Source organism: Methylobacterium sp. J-088, assembly GCF_022829295.1.
Taxonomy (GTDB): Bacteria; Pseudomonadota; Alphaproteobacteria; order Rhizobiales; family Beijerinckiaceae; genus Methylobacterium.
Map to the genome: position 1 here is coordinate 1 of NZ_JAKSYH010000153.1, position 25,579 is coordinate 25,579.

The window sequence follows — 25,579 nt, forward strand, 5'->3', positions numbered from 1 at the left end:
GCCGCCCCAATCAGCACGGTCAGGATCGTGGTCGGTATGGATAGGCGCCAAGCAGAGACTGTGTTGTGCACCCGCGGCGCGCGTGTCGGGTGCCGGATGAGCGCGGACGTGTGGGACGTGGCATGCACACTCACGAAGTACAGCGCGAACGCCGTCAGCGGCGGCAGTGCCGCGAAACCGACGCACTGCAGGAGCGGCAGGAGCAGGGCACGGCGCGGCCCCCACATCAGCGTGCCGCACGGGGCACTCGACGTTGAGATCGGCCGCACCCTCTTGCGCCATCGGGTGGGCTGGGCGTGGTTTCCGCTGTTCGCAGCCCCCTATCTCATGCTCGTAGCCGCCGTGCTTGGGGCGTGGCGGCTGGCACCGGAGCTGATCCTGGCCGCCTTCCTGGCCGTGTCCATCTGGCACTTCGGCACAGAGGAAGCGGAGGGGGGCCACGAATTATCGGTCCTGGTCTTGGGCAGCCTCCCGGTGGCGCTACCCGTACTGGTCCAACCTGTCGCGACCGCGCGGGTGCTGTCGGCGATCTCCGGCGTCCCTCTGGCGGAGGCTCCGGTTTGGCTGTTGTGGCCAAGCTTGGCGTGGGTGCCGCTCGCGGTTCTCTGGGCCTGCCGCACGCTGATGTGGGGGCCGCGCCGTGCCCTGCTCCTGCCGCTCCTGCAGTGCGTCGGTTTCGCGGCACTGCCGCCGCTGACGGCGTTCGCGCTGTACTTCGTGAGTGTGCATGCCCCGTCCCACACGTCCGCGCTCATCCGGCACCCGACACGCGCGCCGCGGGTGCACAACACAGTCTCTGCTTGGCGCCTATCCATACCGACCACGATCCTGACCGTGCTGATTGGGGCGGCGCTCTTGCCCTTTGGCACCGGGGAGCCGGCAGTGCGGCTGGTGGGTGTGACGCTGCAACTGCTTGCGGCGCTGACGCTGCCCCACGTGCTGTTGGAGGCCTGGTTGACGGTGCATGAGCGGGCACAGGCACTTACGACACAGCCAAGACCAGTCCCCTGTGCCGCTCAATGAGAGGTAAACTGTCCCTGACGATGCTGACGGAGCCGTTAGCTGATTTCGCGTGTGGAGTAATCTACCCCTCCCCCAGCCATAGCAGCTGTTTCTCATGGTGCAATTTAGGTATGGGGTCGGAAACCGGCGCTTTCGGCTCGACATAGATGGGCCTTTCCCGAACCAATTCTCACAGCTGCTTTCGACTCATTGCGGCCCCTGGGAGCGTCCGCTCTCAGGCTCCTAATGGGGTAGCGCCGCACGACTGGGGCGGGAGGTTTACGGCGCGCTTACTTTCTTAGGCGCTGTCGCACCCATCGTGTCGCGTCTTCGAGGGTATCGAACACGGGAGCGCGCACGCCCGCCAGCCGCCCCAGTCCCGCCTCCATGTGCCAAGCCCCGGGACGCTCGTGCCAGGGCGCATCGAGGCGGACCAAAACCGCCACGAGCAGCCCGCTGACAATCACCAGCATGCCGACCCGATCCGGGCTCGCCGTGTCGACGGAGATAGGCTGCAGGACGACCAGGGTCTCGACGTTGCCCCGGTCCGCCACCGCTACTCTCCTCGGACGCTGCTCAGCCACGGCACCTGCCGGCGACCGCTCCAACGCGCGTTCCTGAGGTGGAGGTAGTTGGGATTGAACCCGCAGTACGCCTTGAGCCCTTCAACGTCCAGGATCGTCAGGACCCTGTGCTTGAGGTGGATCAGATCGAGCGCACGCAGCTCTCGCAGGCTGCGGCTGACCTGCACGTCCGACAAGCCCATCGTATCGGCGACGTCGGTCTGGGTGAACGGGAATGGGAAGCTGTTGTCGGAGACGCGCCCCACCGCCTCCAGGCGCATCAGCAGCTCGCAGAACAGGTGCGCGATCCGTTGGTCAGCTTGGCGGCTGCCGACGTTGACTAGCCACTCGCGCAGCACGGCCTCGTCCACGAGGGCGCACCACATCAGGGCCCGCGTCACCTGCGGGTGGTTCGCCGTGATCTCCTCGATGGCATGCCGGGGGATCTCGACCGTTTTGCACGGGGAGATCGTGCCGATGGCGTGATCCATCTGGTCGAGGATAAACACGTTGAGGTCGCAGAAGTCGCCGGGCACGAAGAAGGCCATGATCTGGCGCTGGCCGTCCGGGAGCATCTTGTAGCGGCAAGCGTAGCCGTCGAGGATGAGATGAACGTCGCTGGGCGTGTCGCCTTCCGAGATCAGGTCCGTCCGCGCTGACACATTCCGCACCCGTGGCACAAATGCCCGCAGCGCCGCGCGGTCGGCGTCGCTCAGTTCCTCGAAGCTTTCGAGCTTACGGATCAGCGCATCTTGCATCGGACCAAGGCGGCAAAGGGCGATCTGCCACCCTACTTCCGGCCTGAGATAAAACTCTCCGTCATAGGACGGCCTTTTGCCGCCATCAGCAGGTAAGTGGCCGAAGCTGCATGGCTGTTCACATCAGAATACACGGAAACAGAGCCTCAGAGTACCCAGTCGGGCGAATGTCTGGCTTGAGGACAGGGAAAGCCGCCTTCCGCGGTGAGGTCGGGTCACAGGCAGAACGTCAGCTTCCTGGCGATAAACCAAGTCGGATCACCACTCATAGAAGCCGATCGAGCCGGTTCGATTTGAGTATGCCTCAATCGGACCGGACGGGACACGGTCTCATATAATCAGCTTGACCTTTCAAATCATACCGCTTTCGTGACACCTATCCCGATCGAACCGATTGGCAGGTTTCGTGTTTGTCTGCGCCCATCTGCGCGCCTCCACCTCCAAACAGAATGATTGTGGCTGATCCGCTCTCGCCCCATCCCCCCTGAATAAGCTTAGCTCGTGCCAAACGAGAGGATGATCATGATCCGATGCGCCGTCGCGATCCTGCTCATCACGGTCGGGCTGGGCGTCTGTCAAACCGATGCATCAGGACCGCAACGGGCGGCTCCAGGGCTTCGAGGTGCCGCATATCTTCAAGAGGATGTCGCCCGCCTCAGAGCGGACCGGGATGCCCATCGTATCAGCTACACGGAATGGGCCAAACGTACTCAAGCGGCTGCGCGGGCCAGCGTGCCGTTGAGCGCGACGGATGCTTCGGTGAGGCTGAGGCCCTGCGCGTCGTCGCCCGCAACCACCGCATCCGTACTCTGGAGGGGTAAGCCCAGTTCGCCGGTCTCCTCGAGGCGTACAGACACCTGCAAGACTGGCTCGACGCCGGCTCCGACCGGCCGTCGTAACGGCGTCGTATGGGAGGGTTCCTGACGCGGTGGTGATCCTATATCGTCGCGCGCCGGACCGCGGTTCGGACCGGAGCCGTCCGTAGCAGTGCCGCCTTGTCCACGAGGAGCGCGGCCGCGATCTCGCTCAGCGCGGCATGCTCGATCTCGGCGATGCCGTCGTGGTCGGCTACGTCTACCGCCACTAGGAACACACCCTGGCGCTGCTCTGCCGGCCGGCCGGCGATCGCCGCGGCTCGGCGCAGGTTCTCTAATCGACCAACCCGGGTCCGTGCTCGACCGATCGCATCGTACAATGCCTCCTCCAGCATCAGCACGTCGTAGCCCTTCTCTAGGATCGGGCTGGCCATCACGCCGGTCAGCGCGGTCTCGAACTCCTCACCCGCGACCTCGCCGTCGGCGACGATGACGTTGGCCGCCGCCGAGACGCCAGCCTGCATCAGCGCCTCATCGCCGGCATAGGCGGTCACCGTCTGACGGAAACGCGTGAGGAGTTGAGCGAGGTTCATGGTGAGCCGCTGGTACGGAGAGATGCGTGTCAGGCGACGGCGCGGGCTGCACCGCGCGTTCCGCCCAGGCTGACTTGTCGTCGGCCGCCGCCCTGCAGCCCGTGACTCGGTGCGGTGTAGGGACGACGCGACAATGCGTAGAGCTGATCGCCGACGAGCCCGGCCACTCGTCGCAAGGTCGCCCCCTCGCAGGTCGCGGCGATCCGCACGCCGATCTCGTGAGTGTGGCTGCGGCCGTACAGCCACACGGCGAGCCGTGCCCGTGTCGTCTCCGAGACGCCGTCGAGCAGGTCGAGGCGCGCGTCGGGTTCGACCCGAGTGAGCTGCGCCACCAGATCGAGGGGTACCGGGCAGTCGTTGCCGAAATCCGCGGCGCTGATCGAGCAGGCGTGGGTCACGGGCTCACCCTCAAGCTGTCGCGCTCAGGGTGGCCAGCGCTTGGTTAACAAAGCGTCTATCGCGCTACGCGCGTGCTCCTCAGCGGTACCACGGCGTGGTCCCACACCAGCATGAGCTCGATCGACCCGGCCATGCGCGGCTCCCCGATGAACCGATGTGGTGCTTCCACCGTTCGAGTCCGGTTAGCCTCGACCAGCATAGCGGCTGAGAAACATCCCAGTATCAGACCGGTGATCCAGAGGCCGGCCCGGCGGGTACGAGCGGTCCGCTGCGACACGGGGGCTAACGCGAGGCTGTGGCGTTACCGAACCCTGGCGCGGCTCAAGGTTCACAGGCTGTCGGTCGGAGCGCCCCCATAAAGCATCCTCAGCGTCGCCGAGAGATCCGAGAAGGATAAGCCGGCCTTCTGCAACACGCGGTCGGCCTGCCCGGCCAGCTGTCGGAAGTCGTCTGCGGTGACATCCTTGGCGGTCAGCACCACGACGGGGATGTCGTACCACTCCGGGCGCGTGCGCAGCAGGCGTAGGAACCCGAACCCATCCAGCTCCGGCATCATCAGGTCGAGCAGGATCAGACGAGGTTTATGCTCGGCCACCGCCGTCAAGCCCGCCCGGCCATCCACCGCCGTCACCACCGTCCACCCGTCTCGGGTCAGCTGCGTGTTCATCAATGTGCGCAGATCGGGATCGTCGTCCACGACCAACACGGGGCCGTCGTGCGGCTTCGGCCGGAACCGCTCCATCACCTCTTTCAGCTGCGCCCAGTCGACCGGCTTCTGCAGGTAGTCGGTCGCACCGAGCGAGAAGGCGAGGTTCTGCTCGTCGAGCACGGTGACCATGATCACCGGCAGATCACCTAGCTCCGGGTCGGCGCGCAGCGCGCGCAACACCGCCCATCCGTCCATGCGCGGCATGGTCACGTCGAGCAGGATCGCCCGTGGGCGTCGGGCATGGGCCTGCTCCAGCCCCACTTTCCCGTCGGCCGCCGTCGCGACGTGGAAGCCCTCCTTGGTCAGGAAGCGCGCGAGCAGGTCACGGGTCGCCTGGTCGTCGTCGATGACCAGAACCTCGCTGCCCTGCACGGCTTGACCATCGGGTCGCGGCACGCCGGACGATGATCCGAGGGGTGCATGTATCTCCTCGCCTCCGGCCGCGCTCGCTAGAACGGTCAGGGTGAAGGTCGTACCCTCGCCCTCACGGCTCGCGACCGCGATGTCACCGCCGAGCATATGCGCAAACGCACGGGTGATCGCCAATCCCAGCCCCGTGCCGCCGAAGCGCCGCGTGGTCGAGGCGTCGGCCTGGCTGAAGCGCTGGAACAAGCGTGACGCCTGCTCGGCGCTCATGCCGATGCCGGTGTCGGCCACTGCGAACACCAGCCGATCGCCGTCGCCGTCCGTCTGCCGGCGAGCCGAAAGCGTGATGCGCCCGCCCTCCGTGAACTTCGCCGCGTTACTCAGTAGGTTGATCAGGCACTGGCGCAGCTTGGTCGCGTCGGTGTAGGCGCCGCCGAGCCCGTCCGCGAGTTCGAGAACGAGGGCGTTGCCCTTCTTCTCGACCAGGGCTTCCACCGTGGCGGCGACATCGCGCACGGTGGCGGCGACGTCGAGGGTCTCGGGGTACACCTCCATGCGCTCGGCCTCGATCTTCGAGAGGTCGAGCACGTCGTTGATCAGTCCGAGCAGGTGGCGCGCGTTCGCCTCGATTTTCTTCATGTCGGGCAGCAGGTCCGCCTGGCCGGCGTCCTCCATCTCCTCCTGCAGCATCTCCGAGTAGCCGATCACCGCCGACAGCGGCGTGCGCAACTCATGGCTCATGTTGGCCAGGAACTCGGACTTGGCGCGGTTGGCCTCCTCGGCGGCCTCCTTCGCCGCCGCGAGCACGTGCTCGGAACGCTTGCGTGCGTCGATGTCTGATACGACGACGACACCGCCGACGAGCTTACCATCCGGATCACGCATCGGCGCGCCCGCGAAGCCGATCCAGGCGTGCGAGCCGTCGCCGCGCTGATAGTCGACCTCCAGCTCCGCCTGAGGCTCGCCTTCGCGTACCACCTGGATCAGCGGCCACTCCCTCGGCTCGACCGGCCGACCATCCTCGTGGAAGCCGACCCAGCGGGCTGGTCCCTCGCCAGGTTGCGCGGGCAGTACCCCGTGCCCGAGGATCGCCTCGGCCCGGGCGTTGTGGCCGGTGATCCGGCCGGACGGCGCCTCGGCGATGAGCACGCCCACCGGCAGGGTATCGAGCACGGTCCGCAGCAGCGCCTCGCCCGCGCGGACCTGCGCCTCGGACAGCGCCGCCGTGGTCACATCGGCGACCACGACTCCAACGCCGATCGCCGCCGGCCCCTCTTCTTGCCGCAGCGGATAGAAGCTCATGCGGAAATGGCGCGCCCCGCCCGGCGCGCTCTCGCTCGGCACGGACACCGGCACATCGGCGCTGACCAAGCCATGATCGCGTGCCGCTTCCAACAGAGGTGTGAGCTGATCTTCCAACCTCGGGAGAAGCGTCCAGATCGGCGCGCCGAGATCCGCCCCGAAGCCGCGCTCGCTCATCGTCGCCAACGCGCGGTTCATGTGACGGATCTTCAGATCACCGTCGAGGAAGCCCAGCCCGACCGGGGCATTGGCCAGCACGCCCTCGAACAGTCCCCTACTGCGCTGGCTCTCGCGGCGGCGAACCAGGGCGAGGCGCGCCAACAGTGTCACGGCGAGGCTGGCACAGAGGAGACTGAACGCGGTCAGGATGGCGTAGCGCAGCCTGTCGTAGCGTTCGCTCTCAGCCAGCGCTTCGCCGGCGCGCTGTTCTGAAGCTGCGGTCGCGACGCGGATCGCGTCCATCAAGCGCTTGCCCTCGCCCGTCTCGACCAGGGCCGCAGCGGCGTCGAAGCCTTGATCGCGACGGACAGTCACGACTCGGTCGGAGAACGCCTTCTCGCCGTCGATCAGCGTGCGCACGGGGGCGAGCGCGGCGACGGCAGGATCGAGGGCCGTGCGGTCGAAGGCATCGAGGTGGGCGGCTTCATCCCCGATGCGGTTGAGTGCGTCGGCGTACGGTTCGAGGTACTCGGGCTTGCCGGTCAAGGCGTAGCCGCGCATGCCGGTCTCCAGATCCTTCATGGTCGAGAGCAGGCGATCACTGCGGCTGATCAACGCGCGCTGGCGCGATTGCTCCCGACGCGCGGCTTCGCCAGCGACGAAGTTCCAACCGGCTAGGGTGACGGCTAACGCGAGCAGTGTGTAGGCCAGGGGCGAGCTCGGCAGGCCGGCGAGGGGGCGCGAGCCGCGCCAACCGGGGCGTCGTATGAGCGAGGCCGTATCGGGCATATGAGCTACCTATGCCCCTGTCATCCAGGCACAGGTTACTCGTAGCCCTCATGGCACATGGACGCGAGCCCGACCTCCATTGGCCGGCCCTTAGGCGAATGGCTGATCATAGTCAGCGTTCGCTCTTGAATTGTTGCCAAAGCCACTTGAATGGCCGGGATGGGTAAACATGCGTCCTGTGCGACAACAGCCTCACGGTTAGGACTGCTCACCGACGATCCGGAGCTTGCAGTTCCGCATGGCAACGCGTCGAACCTACTATGTGAGACATTTCTGTGAGCTGAACCCAGGAAATCGAGCTAAGATGCTGATTTTGTTGGCGCGCCCTACGGGAATCGAACCCGTGTTTTCGCCGTGAAAGGGCGACATCTGGCACATGCAGGCACTCCCTGAAACGTCCTGGTATTTGTTTTCTATCAATGGCTTATATCATTTCATACCTTTGCGTACCAGCTCGTCTCGTGGCATAGCTGGCAACGAATTCGACAACGAAAAGGGTTGACGATGCCGCGTCGCCGTAGCGTCCTCGCAAGCCGCACGAGCCGATCCGATCTGCCGGCCTCCGATGCGCCGGAATGGGAGCTGATTAGCCCTGGCGTCCGGCTGGGCTATCGCCGCGGGCGCGGCACGCGAGGGCAGGGCGGGTCATGGCTCGCGGCCTCCCGCTCAGCCGACGGCAAGCGCGTGCAGACCAAGCTCGGACAGGCGGACGATCTGTCCGCAGCGGACGGCTTAGGCGTTCTCACGCATGAACAGGCTAAGGATGTTGCCCGCGCGTGGGTGAAGTCGCTGCGCTCCGCTCCGGACGCGCAGCCCGCCCTGACGGTCGCCGACGCGCTGGAGCGCTACCTTGAAGCGCGCACTGCTGAGGGGATGAAGGCGGTTTACGACGCTCGGTCACGGGCACGCGTCCACATCCTCCCCAAGCTCGGTTCCTTGCGCGTAGCGGATCTGACGCTCGACAAGCTGCGACGCTGGCGCGACGCGTTGGTGACAGCGCCGAAGCGGCTGCGGACCGGCCGACACGCTGCGAAGATCAACACCCGGGATGTGGACGTTTCGGATCCGGAGGCACTGCGCCGCCGCCGCGATACGGCCAACCGTACCCTCACCCTGCTTAAGGCCGCGCTGAACTGGGCTTATCAGCATCAGCTTGTCGAGAGCGACCGTGCATGGCGCCTGCTCAAGCCGTTCCGGGACACTGGGGCGGCCCGAGTGCGCTTCCTCGATGCCGTAGAACAACAGCGGCTTCTGAACACCTCTCAGGGCGCCTTGCGCGAACTGGTTGCAGCGGCACTGATGACGGGCGCGCGCTTCGGCGAGCTGACCGCCCTCACGGTCCGGGATTTCGACGGCGCGAACGGCACCGTTTTCATCGAGCGGAGCAAGAACGGCCGGGCCCGCCACATCCCCCTGACTGTCGGCGGCGCGGCGCTGTTCGCACGGCTGGCGGTCGGACGGGATCTGCGAGCGCCGCTATTGCGGGGCGAGACGGGCGAGGCTTGGAAGCCCGCGCAGTATCAGCGGGCATTCAAGGCAGCACTGGAGCGCGCGAAGCTCGAGAGTATTACTCTCCACGAGCTGCGACACTCCTACGCGAGCGCGATGGTGCGAAACGGAGCGCCGCTGATCGTCGTCGCGGAGGCGCTCGGCCACTCGGGAACCCGCATGGCCGAGAAACACTACGCCCACTTGGCCCCCTCCTTCGTGGCTGACACGATCCGTCGAACAGCACCTAATTTGTCGATTTCAGCCTAGAGATTGACATGCCTTGATTGACCATAAAGGCGAGGCATCTACAGATGACGACAGCAAGCTTCCAATTTCAGATTGGATTTTCCCAACAAGAGTACATTCAAGATTTATTATAATCTTTCAGCCCAATCACCGACAGCCCAATACGTTTAGATATGCGAGTCATCAGATGAAACTGCTATATAAATTTGTTGGTTCAAAAAAAGCTGTCACGGCTCTAGCTCAGGGATCGCTGAAATTCACTAAGATCGATGAGTTAAATGATCCATCAGAACTTATTCCTTACATGAACAAACACGCGGTCCGATCCTCGCTTAAATTGGTGCGCCAAAATGGCTATAGCCCAGAGCAGTTTCAGTGGCTTAAGCATCAAGAGGCTCTGCTCCGTTTAATCTCACCTGAGACCCGTGTTCTCTCATGTCCTAAAACCATAGCCTTAGCCAATCAAACGCTGGCGCTCCCTATATATGACAACTTCGAATATATGGAGCGTCAGCTTCTTGCCACGATTTCATTCATTCGGTCTCGGGTTGGAGTACTTTCTTTAACTGAACGCTTCGATTCGCTTCCAATGTGGGCTCACTATGGCGTCCAAGCGAGCGGTTATGTTGTTCAATTTGAAGGCTTAGATCGAGAGTTTGAGCGCGATGACACAGGCAGTCTAAATGTCCTTAAACCGGTCATTTATGTTCAGGATTTGATCGGCATGACTCATGATCCGGCCACACAAGACAATCTATTCTTTACGAAATTTAACGATTGGAGTTACGAGCACGAATGGCGGATCGTCAGTGCCCTCTCCGCATGCAAAGCTAGCGTGGATGGAACGCTGTTCTTGCGACAAATGATGAGTTCCGCAGCAACAGGAGTTATCTGCGGATGGAATGTTCCTGAAGATGATATACGTACCTTGGCACTTGATCTTTTAGATATAAACCCACTCCTCAAGGTGTTTCGCGCCAAATTGGAGCAAGGCCGAGTTCGTATTAATGATTTCGTTTCTTGAGTTAGCTTACGAGCGCCTAACAGAACGGCACGAAGCGAGGCTTTCAGCGTTGGTTTAGCATGCCAGACCGCTTCTGCCCAATGATCTCTGGGATGAGATCGCTCCGCTCCTCCCGCCGCCTCGGCCCCGTCCGAAGAGCGGGCGTCGTCCAATTGAGAACCGGGCCGCACTGACGGGCATCCTGTTCGTGCTGCGCTCGGGCCAGCCGTGGGAGATGCTGCCGGCCGAGATGGGCTGCGGCTCCGGCATGAGTTGCTGCCGGCGGCTGCGGGATTGGCAAGCGGCGGGCGTGTGGAGCCGTCTGCATCACGTGTTGCTGGAGCGTCTGCACGCGGCGGGTGAGATCAACTGGAGCCGGGCTTGCCTGGACAGCGCATCTGTCCCGGCCAAAAAAGGGGGCCTGCCACCGGCCCGAACCCGACGGACCGCGGCAAGCCGGGCACGAAACGCCACCTCGTCACCGACGCGCGCGGCACCCCGCTCGGCGTCTGCCTGAGCGGGGCCAACCGGCACGACAGCGTCATGATGGCGGCTACCCTCGATGCCATCCCGCCTCTGCGGAGTGGTCGACGAGGACGACCGCGGCGCCGACCAGACAAGTTGCACGCCGACAAAGCCTACGATGCCAGACCACGTCGGCACGAATGCCGGGCACACGGGATCGTGCCACGCATCGCTCGTCGTGGTGTCGAGAGCAGCGACAAGCTCGGTCGCCACCGTTGGGTGGTCGAGCGTACCCACGCCTGGTTCAACCGCTTCCGCCGCCTGCCCGTCCGCTACGAGCGACGCGCCGACATCTACGAGGCCTTCACAAGCCTCGCGGCAAGCCTCATAACCCTCAACCAGATCAAACAGTTCTGTTAGGCGCTCTAAGACTCCCAAGATACCTGCATAACATTTATACCGCGATTTCGATAGCGGAAATTAATACGAATGCATCGATTGTTGAACATCGGCTATACGTTCACGAATATCAAATTTGCTTACTAGCCCATAATGGCCGCTGACAGCAATATCCTAACTGGTACAAGCTAAAAACCCTTCGTCGCAACGCTTGAACTATTTTGTCTTGTTAGTTTCAGCGGGATTTTGTGGCTGCGACGACACGTTAGCTCCTGTTTCTGCGGGCGGGACTGAAAGTAGCTTTCCACCTGCAAAAGCAACTCCTAAGAGCGCACCCAGGGCAACAAGGACGCCCCAAAACTGAGCTGGCTTGAGCGAACTGATTAGAACGCCGATCGTTAGATTTGCAGGATCCACTTTCGATGCGCCTTGTGCGCCAACAACCTCCGTACCTTTGCTTATAACTTTCGTTTTCCAGTCGGCAAGCACACCGTTGAACTCATCGGTCTGAAGCGAAGATAATTCTGGTTTGACCCGCATCACGAACCAATCATAGCCGGTTTGGAGCAACCCTTCGCTGATGGTTTCGTTATCGGCGATGACGATGAGAGGTAAATTTCGCCCATACGCTAACGCTGCTTCGATTTGATTCCAGACAGTTGGCAGCTTCACGTTCTGCAGTTGCCGCTCGTGAGCACTGCCTCTTTTCTCGACGCCATTTTCGAACCTATACCTTTCCAAGGCGATCACCACGACACCTGCCGAACGATCAAGAAGTTTCGATATTTCGATGAAAGGAGAGCCCGCCGAAAATGTATTCCGTCCAACAGTGCGCGGAGAAAGACCTTCACTTCTTAAACGATCCTCGACCGCTCTGACGAAAGTCTCCTGCTTCGGATTCATAGAGATGCCAACACTTACAAAAATCGTCGGACTATCCATCTGATCCTCGTTCAAGATTACAGCAACTCGGAATTTTCTCAAACAAATTTTTGGCCGTTGTTTCTCTAGTTTCTCGATTCAAGAAAGTTAGCACCCAATCCCACCCGAATCATTGAGTTGAAATTCGGCATTTTGGCGCATTAGCGCCTGTATTATTAGCCCGCAAATTACCCTGACTCGGCTTTACCCAAATCATCTAGAAATTCCGATACGGGGCGCACGCCAGTGATAAGAAGACGGTCCCGCGCGCGTGTGCTGGCGACGTAGAGCAGGTGCCGCTCAGTCTCGTAGACCTCCTCTAGCTCGGCCTCGTCGCCAACTGTATCGATCCGGTCCTGAAGCGGCAGCACGCCATCGTCGCACGCAAGCACAGCTACAGCCTTGAATTCTAAGCCCTTCGCCATGTGCATCGTGCCGACAATCACGCTTTCGCCCGCGGTGCTAGGCGCGTCTCCTGGCTCAACCGGTACAAGGCCCGCCGCTTGAGCGACGGTGCGGGCGCGATCCAGTTGAGCTCGGCTGCGAACGAACAGGCCGATTTCGGCCGGGGCGATGCCTTCTGCTCGGGCAGCGGACAGAAAGCCCAGGATCGCCTCGCGTTCGGCTGTCTCATCGTCCAACTTCAGCACTTCAGGATGTGGTCCATTAAAGACCGAGACCGTGCCCCTCCGCGTTTCCTCGCGCCCATCCATATCCTGAACAGCGCCGGGGAGCAGGCGGTCCGCCGCTTCGCGGATCTGATGGGATGTCCGGTAGTTTACCTTGAGTGTGGTCGAACGGCCGCGCACGTCGACGCCAAGAGCTTTCCACGAGAATGGCGGCTGGAAGATGCGCTGCCCGAGGTCGCCAGCAAAGAATAGGCGATCCTCCCCCTCTGGTGCGATGGCTCGCAGGAAGCGCAGCTCCGGCACGCCCAGGTCTTGCGCCTCGTCCACAACGATGTGCGAAAAGGGCGGCGATGAGGATGCAGCGTAATGCTCAGCGAGACCGCTGAAAACGCCGGCCCAGGTCGCGAGACCTTGAGCAGCGAGGCGGGAGCGAGCTGCCGTAAAAATCGGCCAGAGGGCGGCACGCTGCTTGGCGCCCAGTCGGCTGCGGCGGCCGGGGCGGGGCGTGTCGGCGTAAGCCGTCTCGTCGGCAACCTGCCACGCATCGACCACATGGCGGAACTCGCTGACCAGGAACCGCTCGGACCATGCCGTCGTCCCGCTCGCGGCCTCGACGAGAGCCGCCTGGATCTGCGCCAGAGTGGCGACCCGGGGCCGCCGCGCGTGGACAAGCTGGTGCAACTCGTCAGCCAGTCCGTCCCAGGGCGCAACGGTGATGCGGCCCTGGGCACCCGACTCAGCCGCGAGGAGAGTGTCGACCTTGCGCTGGAGCGCATCGGCAAGCGGTTTTGAGAAGGTCGTGAGCAGCACTTGTGCTTGCGGGTCAGCACGGGCAAGCCGCACAGCGCGATGTACAGCTACAACGGTCTTGCCGGTGCCTGCCGAACCAGCGACCCGGGCGGGGCCGCTGTAGGTTCGCTCAATCACCCCGGCCTGAGAAGGGTGAAGAAAGACAGACCATCGCTCCCAAGGTGCATCAAGCGCTGCCCGAAGCGCCTCTACATCTTCAATGGCGCGGAAACGACGCTGCGCATCTGGATGCGCGAACGGATCAGGTGTGTTGGCCGGCTCTGGTTTTATGAGTCGCCCAGTCGCAGCATATTCGAGAAGTGCTTCGGCTGCCTCGGCTGGCAGATATGCGGCAAGGCCGAAGAAGCGCTCTTCAGTGGCGAGCCGCACAGGTTCGATCCAATCTTCCGGAACACCGATCGAAAGGAGATCGTCGCGCGAGAGCGCATCAAATAATTGCGGCTCTTGCACAGAGCCATACCGGGGTGCGGCGAACAGATCAGGAGCAATTTCTTCAACACGCTCCCGCGCTTCGATAATCTGCAATGCCCCCGTGCGCGGGTGAGCTTCGATGCGCCGCCGCTCGGCCCAGGCGTAAGCCTTGTCGTGATGGTCAACGTAGGCGAGTAGCAGGCTGCTGGCGGTGCGGTGGACAATGATGCGGATGTCGCGGTTAACCCGCACCGACCAGAAGTTCGGGTCCCGCGCCGCCTCGATCCGATGGAATTGCAGGCCCGGCCCCGCAGGGTCGAGCTGCATATCGAACGCGGACGTCTTGACTGCCTTCTGCTCCTGGGCGGGCAAGCGGGCGAGGGCCGCGGTAAAGGTGTCGGCGATGCGGAAGTCCATGTGTTTCATAGACTGGAAACTCCGATATCCTCGCCCGGACCACGATCCTCATCATCAACGAAATTGTAAGTAAGTTTCACCCAGGAACGGTCCGCACCATCGGCCAAAATCTCAAGATTTATTTCCTTTATTTCACAATCCAAAATAGATTCGAATTGCTCAGCCCATCTTGAAGAGTGGCTTCGATCGCACTCGAGAATACTTCTTACGAAATCCTTTAGGTTATTGAACTTTGAGTTTACAAATAATATTTCCGATTCGCTATATTGACCATATTTGGTTGCAAGTTGCGATCGAATTCGATTATAAAGTGCTATAGAATTCTCACCAAACCGGTCTTTCTCAAAGATCATTGACGTGCACGAGATTGACGTAAGCCCAAGGACCGGATCCCACTTTCCGCAATAATTTTTGAAGTCCGGGTGAGGATCTGGAACTGAATAAAATCTAATATCATATTCTGCTATCTTGCTATCCGGTGTTTCGCCGAATTTTAGACCAAATGGATTTGGCACGCTAAACCCCATACACCTTCATCACCTCGTCCCCGAAGTGGTTGATCACCTTTACCGCGATCCGCCCCGTCCGCGGCCGCGCGAACGGTCGACTGATAGCCCTGTAAAGCGTCGCCCAGGCCGCCTCATCGATCTCGGCCTTAAGAGCTGTCTTCAGCGACTTGTAAGGGTCATTGGCGCCGAGGAAGTATGCGTGGCGGACGAAGAAGCTCTCCTCGTTATAGTCGGTGTCGACAAACCACGCGGCGATGCCTGAGGTGTCGTCCGAGCGCACGTCGCCGGTGTTGGGGTCGAATACGTCGACGCCCTTCACCTCCACCTCAAGCAAATCGCCGTCGAGGCGGTGGATCTCAATGTCGGGCTCACCGAACACCACGAACAGGTTGCCTTTGCCCGTGGTCTTGAGGTCATCGGCCATGTGCAGGTCGGGGTTCATCTTGGCCTGCAGGATCGGCAGCGGCCCGAGCTTGGTCAGCTCGCTCGCGTGCGCATCGTAGGCGAAGGCGCAGGCCACCAGAACGTCGAAGCGTGCGTCCGCTGCCTCCCGAGCGGCTGCCACAAGGTCGGGGCGGGCGAGCGTGCCAAATTCGGGTCCGATCAGGATCGCAGCCCGGCGCTCGACGCCCTCGCCCTCGCCCTCGCCCTCGACGAACCGCCCCTCGGCACCGATGAAGCGGCCAGGCCAGGGCTGGAGCATGGTGAAGCGCACCCGGTCGGCGCGGTCGCGGCCCTGGACCCCGGCGGCTGAAAGATTTTCCAGCACCATCGCCGAGAAGTCCTGCGTCGGCGTGCCGGCCCCCGTCCGCTCCCGGCGCCCGTCCAACGCCTCAAATTCCTCGTCGAGGTCGAGGCTGTCTGAGGGAATGATGCGGTGAGGCGAGAGGCTCTCGACCGTGAACGGACCGGCGACCCGGACCTTTGAGGCATCGGCGTAGGGCCGGTCGTAGAGCATTTCTACGTCGGCGGCGCGGGCGATCGAGGCGTCGATCTCGCGCTGCCGAGCGATCCGGGCCTCCCACCATGCAGCGTGCGCCCGCCGCGCCGGCTCCGGCCAATCGGCGTCAGCCTCGCGCGGGATCTGCCACTCCTCCCAAGTCTGCCCAAGGGCCACGTTGAGTCCGCTGCGCAGAGGTTCAAGCGTTGTCTGGGCGCGCTCCCAGATCAAATCGATCTCGGCGTTGTTGGCGATCGACTTGAGCGTGACGTGCGGCGCGCGCTCGTAGACGAAGCCCTGGCGGATGTTACCGTAGGCCGCACTCTGCAGCTGCGGGCGCCCCGAGATCGCCTGCTCCTTCGCCCGGCCCTCGGGACTGTCGGAGAGGAGATAATAGGGGTAGCGGGCCGACATCAGCCGCGTGCGGGCGAGCGCCAGGGCGACGCGGCTAGTGTCGATGGTGATCCAGCGCCGGCCCCATTGCTCGGCGACCGTGGCGGTGGTGCCGGAGCCGCACGTGGGGTCGAGGACGAGGTCACCGGGATCGGTGGCCATAAGAATGCAACGTTCTATCACCTTCGAATTTGTTTGCACCACATACAGTTTAGGGTCGCCAAAACCAGCCGTTGTGGTGTCGTCCCATTGATTCGTATAAGAATAAACCGAAAAATCATCGAAAAATCGAACATATCTTAAAGTATTACCAATTAGTATTAGGCGACTTGCTTTCAGAAGCTGGTCCATGCCATGACGATTGGTTTTCCAGCCGCCCTTTGATGGCGAAATGCTGCGCCCCTCGAAAGATACGGGAAAAACTGTCGTTTGACCAACACGCGTTGTTTGCGAAGTTAGATTATCGGCGCTAAATATGCGAGATCCTGCGACGGAATTAGTAGCATCGCTTTCTAGTAGCATTCTCCGCAGTCCTTGCGGATCCTGCACCCGGGTGTATGCAGATCCCCCCTGTCCGTCGAGATTTTTACGCTGGAAAAGCTGACGATATCTAACGCGACCGCGATCTTTTCCATACCATAAAATGTAATTTAAAACATTCGGCAGCAGTGTCGTCGAGCCAGCGAAACTGCCAGCACCAGTTGTCGTCTTGAATGCTATTTCCGCACAAAAGTTATCTTCTCCAAAAATTTCATCCATTACCGCTCGAACGCGATGAACATTCTCATCACCGATCTGCACGAAAATTGAGCCGCTCTCGGTCAACAGCTCCCGCGCCACGGTAAGCCGGTCCCGCAGGTAGGTCAGATACGAATGGATACCGTCTTTCCAGGTATCCCGAAACGCTTTCACCTGCTCGGGCTCGCGGGAAATGTCAGTTTGCTTACCGTCTTTGACGTCTCTATTTTGCGTGGAGACTTGCCAATTTGAATTGAATTTGATGCCATAGGGCGGGTCGACGTAAATGCACTGCACCTGCCCTTTCATACCTTCCCGCTGGGCAAGCGACGCCATGACTTGAAGGGAATCGCCCAGGACCATCCGGTTCGACCAATGCTGGTCGTGCTTGTAGAACTCGGTGCGCGCTTGCGGGTCAAGACCATTAAAATCTGAAAATAGGTCTGGTGTTCCTTCTTCCAGCGACCGGGGGCCGGTGCGGCGCAGGTCGTCGATAATCGCCTTAGAGTGGATCTTTTCTTGAATGTAGAGGGGCGGCGCCTGGACGATGAGGTCGGACCAATCCTGTTGGTCCTTGCCGCGCCAGACAAGTTGCGCTTCGCCGATCACAGTCTCGCCGGTCTCCACGAGTGCCCGCACCTGTTCCGGGGTGAGCTTGATATGCGCACCGTTCCATACGATCTGCGGGTCGAGGTCCGGGTCGCGCGCGCGCTTTTCACCCTTCGGCAGCGGCTTAGCGCGAGGATAGGCCACGGGCGCGAAGCCGGTGATCACCTCCTCCGCCTCGGCGAAGCTTTGCAACTCGGCGGTGGGGATGTTCTTCCGAGCGGCTTCGTCGTGCGTGAGGGTCTCAACGGACTTGGTCATGCTGCGGGCCGGTCCGCGAGCCATCACCGAACCTCGCTCAGGAGCGCGGCATCGTCCGCAAGAGCGGCGTTCTCAGCTCCTGCTTCTGCCTCGTCTTCCGGGTCGAGAGGAGGTGTAGCTTCCGGGTGGATCGCGGCAGCGGCGTCTGCCGGCGGCGGCACGTCCCGCAAAGCTGGACGCTTGGTCGCGTTGTCAATTAGGTCGAGAAGGCCGTCGAGGCGCGCGGCGAAGAAACCATGGAAATCGTCGGCGCGTAGCCGATCCGGTTCAATGGCGTGGCTGCGCAGGTAGGCGTCGAGGTTTCCGGGATCGACTGGCGGCTTCGCTGTTTCCAAACGGTGGAGATACTTGCTTGGCGCTACGCCACCAAGAGTCCGATTTGTCTTTGCAGACAAAGGCGTCTTATTGACGATTGAGTCAAATAGGTTTGCCGGCAATAACTGCTGTTCACACCAATCGCGTGGGAAGATGTGGTGAATATCCACACTTTCATCAAAAAATACCGCGTGATCATAGTCTTGCCCAGAACGAAAATCTGTCGCGCCGCTCTTCATTAACAAAGCATTGACACCTTTGTAAGCTGCGGAGCCGCGGGAGCGCAACTCACGGATGCGGCTTGCTCGCACGCTCGTATCTTTGAGCGTTGAAGGCTCCAGGCCGCCTTCGATCCATGCAAGCACCTCCACAAGGTCCTTAGCAAAGCGGGACTCGGCAGCCGAGCCGTAGAGTTCGCCGAAGACGCCGCACCAATACCAGGTGCGCACATGCTGTTTGGGTTGCTCATGCTCCCAGCGATCGCCCAAGGAGGCAAGGATTGCAGCGAGCGGCACGATCTGGCTTTGATAAGGAAGATCGAAAGAGCGGTATATTCGCTGCGTATGTAGAAATTTAGCGGCGCGTTCGAAGCCTAGCTGCAAACGATCGGCGTGGGCTTGGTAGGCTTCGACTGGCAGCGCAAGCAGGGCGTTGCGGGTGGCGCTTACCGGTGGACGCCGATCTTCGCTACCTGCCGCCGCATCGCGCTGGGCCTTGGAGTAGAGGAGGGCGATGCCCTGAAGAAAATCTGTCGGGGCAATCTTCTCGAGTGCCCGGAACTTCTTGAGAGCAGCAGCGCGCTGCGCCCAGTCTTCCCGAAGTTTGAAGCCCTTCCCGGCGAACATCGCTGTAATCAACTCGAACGCGTCGAGCGCCTTACCTCCTGTATTGACCTTCTCAAAAACGAGGCAGACAGCCTCGTTCGTTGTAGACTTATCTAGCGATATAACAGGAACTTGATATCTTCTAAATGAGTCAACAATTTTTTCTCGGAATGATTTCAAAACCTGCCGCTTAGGTTTGTTGTCCTCCCAGTAATCCCAAAATCCTTCTTGCCAACTTTCATGATCAAAGATTTTGTTCAGAGGGAATCGAAGGTTTTCATATTCCTTCTCAGGGGTCGAGAGATCAAGAACAACGTCCTTGCCGAAATTAGTGCGCAACACCCGATCACTGGGAAACGGCTCGATCGCGTCCTCACGGTCAACGGAGTCGTCGAGCGATTTTTCAATGTTGAAATAGTAAAACACATTTATCTTCTCGATTGGCGCCTGCCGAATGAGGGCTTGATAAAGTGATGTCATGCGCTGTTGACCGTCGAGAAGCAGCTCACTCTCGGTCGTTGCATCAGCTATGGCCGGTGCTCCCTGGATCGAGCGCGGCGTGAAGGTCTTTCCGGACGACTTCAACGTCATCAGGGCCCCTACGGGAAACGCCTGGGAGAGGGACGCGATAAGGCTCCGGATGCGATATTCGTCCCAGACCCAATTACGCTGGAAGTCCGGGAGCTTGATGTCGCCCTGCTCGCAGCGCTGCAGGAGGGTGTGAAGCGAGACGGGATTAGTAGTGAAAGTACTCATCACGGAGCCTTGGATCGGTTGATTAGCGTATCGACAATTTCGCCGAACGCATTTTCGATGGCGAACACATCACGGAATTCATGGAAGGCGAAGCGTCCGAAAGTGCCCAGCGCGTTGATGCCTGGCACCCAGGACACGTCCATCGTCTCAGCCTTCAGCTGTGCGTCGGTCCCCCGATACCCTTTGGTCTCCAGGACTAGGGTAAGCGAATCAGGCCGGCCGTCGTCCAGGCGTACGAGGAAGTCCGGCCGGTAGCGGCGCGGCACGGCGCCGTCGCGGTAAGGCACCTCGAAGCCGAGCCCCTGATTTTTGACGTAAGACAGCACCCGCGGGTGCGCCTCCAGGACCCGCGCGAGCTCGCCCTCCCACTCGGAGTCGAGAACCACGTGGCTGACGTGGCACTTGCTCAGGTCGGTCTCCCACACCGGCTTCGAGGTAGTGAAGTTCACAAACCGGGTCGAGCCCGCCGGGTTGTAGGGGTCGAGCACCGCCTTTATGCGCTTGGCATCGGGCACCGAGCGCTGGCAGGCGAGGTAGATGAACTCCACCGCCTGCTCAGCAAGCTGCGGGTATAGCACGGTAGCCCGCGGGACCCCCTTGGCGATGAGGTAGTCTCCATCGAGCCACTGCCGCACGACACGTTGGGCCTGCCCGAACAGATGGACGGGCAGATGGTCGTCCGGATCGCGCAGGCGCGTCTCCAGCAAGCGTTTAGCGAGCTTGAACGACAGCTCGCTCGGTCGCATCGCCTTGAACGCCTCCTCTGCGTCCAGGGTCTCCTGCTCTCCAACAATGCCGGCCATGAGCACCTTGGCCGGGCCGACGTTCTCTGGCGTCAGGACGAGGCGACTGTCATCGGTGAAAGTCGCGGTTAGCCGCTCGTTCGGAAGGTCGAACCGGTAGCCCTCGACGCGGGGGAAGCCGATCTCCAGATCCGCGCGCTGGCGCAGAGCCTGGACGCGGGTGAGCTTGCGTGGAGCCGCTGGCACCGAGATCACGGGCTCGGCCGTGAACGAGAACGGGATGCCAAGGATGTCGGCATACTCGACGTTGAACAGTCCCTGGTCGTTCAGCTCGTATGACTGGCGGCGCAGGCCACGTCCGACCACTTGCTCGCAAAGGAGCTGCGTGCCGAAGGCGCGCACGCCGAGGATGTGGGTGACGGTGTTGGCGTCCCAGCCTTCGGTCAGCATCGAGACCGAGACGACACAGCGCACGCGCTCGCCGAGGCGCCCCTTGCGGCCCACCGTGTTCATCACTTCGCGCAGCAGGTCCGCATCAGTGGTCTCGGCCGCAGTGACCGCGTCGACGCCGCGCTCGATCCGCTCGCGGCGGAACTGCTCGATCTCCGGCCCCATCATGTCGCGGAAGGCGGGGTCGAGAGCCTCCCCCGATTCAAGCTGCTCGCTATCAATGAGCAGCGTGTTAGGGCGCGCGAGCCGCTGGCGGTTGTTGTCGTAGTTGCGGAACAAGCGCAGGTGCCCGACATGGCGCGTCTCGGCCTCGCCGTCGGCATTTGGGCGCTCGAAGCCGGCGATCCATTCGTAGACGAGCTTGGAGGTCGCCGTGTTGTTGCACACCACGATGAACACCGGCGGCACGTCGATACTGGCCCGCTCCCAGGCCTCACTGGTCTTTTCGTAATGCGCGTAGAGGGCGTGGAGCGCAGTCTGGAGCTGACTCGGGAAAACGTGAGAGAGCGGGTCGAGGGTGCCGGCCTTGCCCGCGCCCTTCTTCGGCATCGCCTTGCCGATGTGCTCCCACAGCTCGCGGTAGAGCGGCACCTCGCCGCTCGCGGCATTGTCGGCGATCGGCACGCGGGGCAGCTTGACGATGCCGCACTCGATGGCGTCGATGAGCGAGAAGTCGCTCACCGTCCACGGAAACAGGGTGCCCTCTAGATAGCCCGAGCCGCGCAGAAAGAACGGCGTGGCCGATAGGTCGTAGACCGCGCGCAGTCCGACCTTCCGCTTCAGCGCCTCGATCCCAGAGATCCAGAGCCGGGCGGCCTCAGCGTTGCGCTTGGCCTCCTCGCGATCCTCGGCCGCGACCGCGTCCTCGGCGGCCCCAGGCTTCTCGCGGTAACAGTGGTGCGCCTCGTCGTTGATCACCACGAGGTTCTTGATCGGCAATAGCTCGCGGCAGACCCGCTGGAGCATCGCACCCTCGGACTCGATCGTGTCAATCGGCGCGTGCCGACCCTGAAGCAAGGAGCGTCCGACTTTTGAAACCTCCAGCGTCTCGCGGCGCTTGAACGCGTGGTAGTTCGTCAGCACAATCTTGGCCTGCCCCATTTCCTGGAGCATGTCGGTCGGAACCAGCTCGCGCTTGTCGTAGTAGGCGTCGGGATCGCCGGGCATCAGTACGCGCAGGCGGTCGCGGATCGTAATCCCCGGCGTGACCAGCAGGAAGCCCCGAGTGAAATGCTTCACATTCGGGCTGCGAACCGCGTTGATGGTCTGCCACGCAATCAGCATAGCCATGACGGTCGTCTTGCCAGCCCCGGTCGCCATCTTGAGCGCCAGCCGCGGCAGGCCGGGGTTGGCACCCTCGTTCGCGCCCTCAATATGGCGGATCAGGTGCGCATATTGGCGCTGCCGCCCCGCGACCTCCGTGAGCCAGATCGCGGTCTCGACTGCCTCAACTTGACAGAAGAAAGGCCGGGGCCCGTGCCAGTCGCGGTCGCGCCGCCAGTGCTGGAGCAGCCGCTGGGTCGCGGGTGTGACACCCCAATCCATGGGGTTTGGCAGCGCGCGCCAGGAGGCAACATGCCCACGGATCTCGTTGATGATTGGCGTCGGATTGTAGGCCTGCTCCGCCGAGGACAAGCCCAAGCCGTCACTAAGACCCAGGTCCGCTTGCTTGCCTTTGCCCCTCTGCTTTTTCGCTTTTGGGACCGGCGTGATTAGCGCCGAGCGCCGTCGCCCCTGCACCGGCGGCTGTTCGAGCGGCTGGCCATCTGCGTCCAGCGCATGATGCTGGGCTGGAACCTCGTAAGGCGAGTTGAGGATCGGCTGCTCGAAGAACGGCTTCGCCACGCTGACCCCCGCCGACGGTTCTTATCGTCTTCTCGTGGGGGTAGATATCGAGATCCACTGGCTGGCGCGAGCAGCCTGAGTGCCAAGCGGTTGAGAAGTTGCACACTGTGCCATGCGCGCAACTTCAAGCTGGCTCACGCTTCAAACGGCCGAGCGCGATGGTCTGGATCCGGCGATTCGACACCATCCTGGCCGCTTTTGGCGGCAGTGATCTCGGTTGGGCTCACGATCCGGTTCTGATCTTCCTCGGCGGCCCGGACCGAGTCCACGCAAATGGCTCCAAACCCTTGGGATAAACTGGCGTCCTACAAAGAAGATGATCACGGCCGCCCGGACATTTTGTCCGAAATTTTCATTCAATCATATTTTTATGGGCTGGTGAGGCGGCTGCCAGCGCTCGAACTATACGGTGTACCGGGGGCCTACACCCGGGTCCAAGTTTGCAGTGCCGGTGTTTGCCACCGCAGGCCGCGACCAAGTCCGATGTCGTTCGCGCATCAGACAGGCATCAGACAGCACTGCGCCCAAGTAAATAATTTTACAGTCGTAAATCCTAAAAAATGTCTGACGGTCAGCAGACAAATCTCCCGATGACGCACACTTTCATTCGCGAATTCTCTGAGACATACTTATTGCTCCACTTGGAGATCTTGCAATGTTCCGTTCCGATCCAACCGCGAGCGATCTCGCTGCGTCGATTGCCGACACCCTGTCGGCCGTGCACCGGCTTCTGTCGAGCGTTGGGACGCTCGACGGAGCCGTTGGAGATGAGGTGCACGGCCTGCTAACCCTGGCCGGCACCGCCGCGCATCAGCTCGCCGGACGCCTTGATCCGGCCTTTGTGGTCATCACGCCCCGACAGGATCGCGTAAAGGTGGCGGCCCGCGCCTGAGTCCGTTGACGCCCCAGCGAGACCGTATCACTGTGAGCAACGAGCGATGCATGCAGTGATACGGTACCTCGATGGCGAACGGACGGTTCATATCGTATCTGCGCGTGAGCACGGATCGGCAGGGTCGGTCCGGTCTCGGGCTGGAGGCGCAGCGTTCGGCCGTGACGAACTATCTGAATGGCGGCGCCTGGACACTGATCGCCGAGGTGGTCGAAATCGAGAGCGGACGCAACGCCGACAGGCCGGAGCTGGCTCGTGCCCTGGCACTTTGCCGTGCGCACCGTACAGCACTGGTTGTGGCGAAGGTGGATCGGCTCGCCCGATCTCAGGCTTTCCTCTCGAACCTGCTTGCGGCGGGCGTTGAGGTGCGGTTCTGCGATCTGCCTCAGATTGAAGGCCCGACTGGACGGTTTCTCCTTCAGCAGATGATGAGTGTCGCAGAGCTTGAGGCCGGCCTCATCTCGGCCCGGACGAAGGCGGCGCTGGCTGCCGCGAAGGCGCGAGGACAGGCTCTCGGCGGCTTCCGCGGCCGGGCCGGCACGGCGGAAGACACGGCCAAGGCGCGAGCCGCCCGCGGACGCAACGCCGACGCGCAGGCTGAAGCGCTGGCGCCCATTCTATCGCGCATCGATCCGAACGGCACCGCCTCGCTGCGCACCGTGGCGGCGGCGCTGGCTGCCGAGAACGTGCCGACGCCGAGCGGGCGCGGCACCTGGACGCCGACCGCTGTGGCGCGCCTGCGGGCCCGTCTCGCACACGCCTCTTGATCGGGGCGCCCAGATCCCGCCCGCAAGCTAGGCGCTGATGGGTTACGCCGCGGCTACCTTGATCGTCATCGTGCAGCGGATGGGCGTTGCATGCGTTCCCGGGCCGTAGAGGGGCAAGGCGCCTCTGCGTGGTCCATGTGAGAGCTGCTACAGGCGTGGCCAGCCTCGCGGGCTTCCTGCGCGGCTCAGTCGAAGAAACAGCCTGCCGTGCGCGGCTCCGGAGCGTCGAGGGCAAGCAGATCTTCCGAGATATCCGTCGCTTCCCCCTCAATCGTCGGCGCGTCCAGCTCAGCGAGGTAAGCGACGGCCCGCGCGCGGGCTTCGGCAAGCTCCGCGCGGGTCATCTCGGAGAGCGGCTTGTCGAGCCCGATGGCGTCGCCGCCGCCGAGCTGCGTCATCTCTGCAAGCGTGCGTGCCGCCGCCACCCGGGCGTTCTTCGGCGCGGTTCGGTCGCCGGAAATCTCGATCAGGGTACGGGCTGCCACCTCCGCTCCTTCGGTGCGTATCCGGTGTATCGCGGCTGCGCGCACTGCGCGGGCCTCACGAGCCTTCTCAGCGTCATCCATCATCTTGTCCTCCTAGTCGAAAAAGTCGCCTGCAGGCGGCACGTCGTCGACCGCAGCCGCGAGCTCCGCATCGAGGCGTGCGAGATGAGCGACCGCCTTTGCGCGCAGCGCCGCCCGTTCGACCTGCTCCGGCGTCGTCGTCGGACGCCGCTCGGCCCTGATCTGTTCGAGCCAGCGGCGCGCGTCGAGGTTGCGGCGCCTACGCGCCCGCTCAGCCGCACTGCCGGGCTTGATCGCCTGCCGCCTGTCCTCAAGCCCTGCGCGTTCCTCCGGAGGCATGCTTGCGATCTCTGCGCGCCGCTTCCTCCGCGTCCAGGCTTTGAGGGCGTCGCTGCGCGGCTTGCCGGTTGGGAGGCCGTTCGGAAAGCCGGGCGTGTGCCATCCGGCCGGCCCATCGCCACGCGGAGTTGCGCCCCCGTGGAACCGACATCTTGTCCGCCCCTTGGCGGGCGTCTGCCGGCACGGCTCTCCGGTCGATTTGGCGAGCGCACCACAACTCGGATGAAGGTGGCGCTCGGCATGGAAGCGCCGGAGGGCCTTGGCGCCGATGGCTGGGAAGTCCGGCGCGTAGTGGCCGTCACTGCGGCGTCCCGTTCGCGGACGTGGGGGCGGGCGCCTATGCATCACGGCGTTCCTCTTTGAGGTAGTTCGGCGAAGCTTCCACACTCCCTGATGATCCACGCTGCGGCGTGTCGACTTTGTCGCTTGCGTGCGCGGAGGGGTATCC

21 protein-coding genes and 1 pseudogene are annotated in these 25,579 nt (G+C 62.2%); 6 read left to right on the plus strand and 16 right to left on the minus strand.

What is annotated here, in order from left to right:
* Positions 1-227, minus strand: a 227-nt coding sequence (locus tag MKK63_RS16915) for a Brp/Blh family beta-carotene 15,15'-dioxygenase (RefSeq protein WP_279574714.1), incomplete at its 3' end; no start/stop codon positions are given.
* Between the two features lie 4 nt (positions 228-231).
* On the opposite strand from MKK63_RS16915, the gene MKK63_RS16920 reads away from it, so the two are divergent.
* The gene (locus MKK63_RS16920) at positions 232-1,023 is read left to right on the plus strand and encodes a Brp/Blh family beta-carotene 15,15'-dioxygenase (protein WP_244003765.1); all 792 of its coding nucleotides are present in this window, start codon (positions 232-234) and stop codon (positions 1,021-1,023) included.
* A 269-nt stretch (positions 1,024-1,292) separates the two neighbouring features.
* Here the strand turns inward: MKK63_RS16920 and MKK63_RS16925 are convergent, their stop codons facing one another.
* From MKK63_RS16925 to MKK63_RS16950, 6 genes are all read right to left on the minus strand, one after another.
* Complete coding sequence (locus MKK63_RS16925; protein ID WP_244003766.1) at positions 1,293-1,556, minus strand: hypothetical protein; 264 nt, start codon at positions 1,554-1,556, stop codon at positions 1,293-1,295.
* A 2-nt stretch (positions 1,557-1,558) separates the two neighbouring features.
* Positions 1,559-2,227: a Crp/Fnr family transcriptional regulator gene (locus MKK63_RS16930; protein WP_313901773.1), complete on the minus strand. Its 669-nt coding sequence runs from the start codon at positions 2,225-2,227 to the stop codon at positions 1,559-1,561.
* 806 nt (positions 2,228-3,033) lie between these two features.
* The gene (locus MKK63_RS16935; protein ID WP_244003770.1) at positions 3,034-3,180 is read right to left on the minus strand and encodes a hypothetical protein; all 147 of its coding nucleotides are present in this window, start codon (positions 3,178-3,180) and stop codon (positions 3,034-3,036) included.
* An 80-nt stretch (positions 3,181-3,260) separates the two neighbouring features.
* On the minus strand, positions 3,261-3,731 hold the full coding sequence (locus tag MKK63_RS16940; protein ID WP_244003772.1) for a tellurite resistance TerB family protein: 471 nt from the start codon (positions 3,729-3,731) through the stop codon (positions 3,261-3,263).
* Positions 3,732-3,760: 29 nt separating this feature from the next.
* Positions 3,761-4,129, minus strand: a complete 369-nt coding sequence (locus MKK63_RS16945; RefSeq protein ID WP_244003774.1) for a hypothetical protein — start codon at positions 4,127-4,129, stop codon at positions 3,761-3,763.
* A 329-nt stretch (positions 4,130-4,458) separates the two neighbouring features.
* Positions 4,459-7,455, minus strand: coding sequence for a response regulator (locus MKK63_RS16950; protein ID WP_244003776.1), 2,997 nt, complete (start codon positions 7,453-7,455; stop codon positions 4,459-4,461).
* A 504-nt stretch (positions 7,456-7,959) separates the two neighbouring features.
* On the opposite strand from MKK63_RS16950, the gene MKK63_RS16955 reads away from it, so the two are divergent.
* The 3 genes from MKK63_RS16955 (at position 7,960) to MKK63_RS16965 (ending at position 11,080) form a co-directional block, all read left to right on the plus strand.
* Positions 7,960-9,213 carry a tyrosine-type recombinase/integrase gene (locus tag MKK63_RS16955; protein WP_244003778.1) on the plus strand — a complete coding sequence of 418 codons (1,254 nt, stop codon included), beginning with the start codon at positions 7,960-7,962 and terminating at the stop codon, positions 9,211-9,213.
* A 166-nt stretch (positions 9,214-9,379) separates the two neighbouring features.
* Positions 9,380-10,216, plus strand: a complete 837-nt coding sequence (locus tag MKK63_RS16960) for a DUF2971 domain-containing protein (protein WP_244003780.1) — start codon at positions 9,380-9,382, stop codon at positions 10,214-10,216.
* A 73-nt stretch (positions 10,217-10,289) separates the two neighbouring features.
* A protein-coding gene (locus tag MKK63_RS16965) for an IS5 family transposase (protein ID WP_244003926.1) occupies positions 10,290-11,080 on the plus strand; the annotation gives its coding sequence in 2 pieces (ribosomal slippage) (positions 10,290-10,617 and positions 10,617-11,080; 792 coding nt in all).
* A gap of 195 nt (positions 11,081-11,275) precedes the next feature.
* Here MKK63_RS16965 and MKK63_RS16970 read toward each other — a convergent pair.
* The 6 genes from MKK63_RS16970 to MKK63_RS16995 all read right to left on the minus strand — a co-directional run bounded on the left by MKK63_RS16970 (position 11,276) and on the right by MKK63_RS16995 (position 22,627).
* Positions 11,276-12,001, minus strand: coding sequence for a hypothetical protein (locus MKK63_RS16970; RefSeq protein WP_244003782.1), 726 nt, complete (start codon positions 11,999-12,001; stop codon positions 11,276-11,278).
* Positions 12,002-12,168: 167 nt separating this feature from the next.
* Positions 12,169-14,247, minus strand: a complete 2,079-nt coding sequence (locus MKK63_RS16975; protein WP_244003784.1) for a 3'-5' exonuclease — start codon at positions 14,245-14,247, stop codon at positions 12,169-12,171.
* 5 nt (positions 14,248-14,252) lie between these two features.
* Positions 14,253-14,774: a hypothetical protein gene (locus MKK63_RS16980; protein WP_244003786.1), complete on the minus strand. Its 522-nt coding sequence runs from the start codon at positions 14,772-14,774 to the stop codon at positions 14,253-14,255.
* Positions 14,764-17,694: a site-specific DNA-methyltransferase gene (locus tag MKK63_RS16985; RefSeq protein WP_244003788.1), complete on the minus strand. Its 2,931-nt coding sequence runs from the start codon at positions 17,692-17,694 to the stop codon at positions 14,764-14,766. The genes MKK63_RS16980 and MKK63_RS16985 overlap by 11 nt, the downstream gene beginning before the upstream one ends.
* A 23-nt stretch (positions 17,695-17,717) precedes the next feature.
* Positions 17,718-19,589 carry a DUF262 domain-containing protein gene (locus MKK63_RS16990; protein WP_244003790.1) on the minus strand — a complete coding sequence of 624 codons (1,872 nt, stop codon included), beginning with the start codon at positions 19,587-19,589 and terminating at the stop codon, positions 17,718-17,720.
* Complete coding sequence (locus tag MKK63_RS16995; protein WP_409564525.1) at positions 19,589-22,627, minus strand: BPTD_3080 family restriction endonuclease; 3,039 nt, start codon at positions 22,625-22,627, stop codon at positions 19,589-19,591. Before MKK63_RS16995 ends, MKK63_RS16990 begins: the two co-directional genes overlap by 1 nt.
* Before the next feature lie 655 nt (positions 22,628-23,282).
* Between MKK63_RS16995 and MKK63_RS17000 the strand changes: the two genes are divergently transcribed.
* Together MKK63_RS17000 and MKK63_RS17005 are read left to right on the plus strand one after the other, a co-directional pair.
* Positions 23,283-23,519: a hypothetical protein gene (locus MKK63_RS17000; RefSeq protein WP_244003794.1), complete on the plus strand. Its 237-nt coding sequence runs from the start codon at positions 23,283-23,285 to the stop codon at positions 23,517-23,519.
* 71 nt (positions 23,520-23,590) lie between these two features.
* Positions 23,591-24,286, plus strand: a complete 696-nt coding sequence (locus tag MKK63_RS17005) for a recombinase family protein (protein WP_244003796.1) — start codon at positions 23,591-23,593, stop codon at positions 24,284-24,286.
* Positions 24,287-24,471: 185 nt separating this feature from the next.
* Here the strand turns inward: MKK63_RS17005 and MKK63_RS17010 are convergent, their stop codons facing one another.
* The 3 genes and pseudogenes from MKK63_RS17010 to MKK63_RS32245 all read right to left on the minus strand — a co-directional run.
* Entirely contained in the window at positions 24,472-24,852 is a 381-nt protein-coding gene (locus tag MKK63_RS17010) for a hypothetical protein (protein WP_244003798.1), read from the minus strand.
* A 12-nt stretch (positions 24,853-24,864) separates the two neighbouring features.
* Positions 24,865-25,131 carry a hypothetical protein gene (locus MKK63_RS17015; RefSeq protein ID WP_244003800.1) on the minus strand — a complete coding sequence of 89 codons (267 nt, stop codon included), beginning with the start codon at positions 25,129-25,131 and terminating at the stop codon, positions 24,865-24,867.
* 141 nt (positions 25,132-25,272) lie between these two features.
* Positions 25,273-25,476, minus strand: a pseudogene (locus MKK63_RS32245) (hypothetical protein); the annotation flags it as partial.
* Positions 25,477-25,579: the final 103 nt, after the last annotated feature.